Origin of the sequence: Pseudomonas sp. MWU16-30323 (assembly GCF_020515595.1) — a bacterium.
GTDB classification, from domain to species: Bacteria; Pseudomonadota; Gammaproteobacteria; order Pseudomonadales; family Pseudomonadaceae; genus Aquipseudomonas; species Aquipseudomonas yamanorum.
The window spans coordinates 1-329 of record NZ_JAIWYM010000104.1 but is presented as its reverse complement, the minus strand read 5'-3'; the positions used below and the strand labels follow the sequence as shown (position 1 = coordinate 329).

Genomic DNA, 329 nt, shown 5'->3' with positions numbered 1-329 from the left:
TAGGTCGTCGGCGCATCGTCCCCGGGAAACAGCGCAATCAACCGACCGGCTTCGTCGTACTGATACGCCGTCACCGCCCCCAGCGGATCCTGCTCGACCGTCAGCCGGCCTTTGTCATCGTAGGATTTGAAGTGCTGCGCACCGTCCGGATCGATCCGCTGCACCAGCCGTGCGCGCTGGTCGTGGACGTAGACTTCCTGGCTGCCATCGGCGTTGTGCACGGTGACCGTGCCGTTGTCGTCCCACACATACCGCGTGTCCATCTGGGAAAAACTGGCCCAGTGCCGGACGCACCTTGCAGCCTTGCCGGACCGTTCCCACTCCCAGAA

1 pseudogene is annotated in these 329 nt (G+C 63.8%); it reads right to left on the bottom strand.

Annotated features, from left to right (window positions below):
* Positions 1-329 (bottom strand): annotated as a pseudogene (locus LIY45_RS30645) (type IV secretion protein Rhs); the annotation flags it as partial.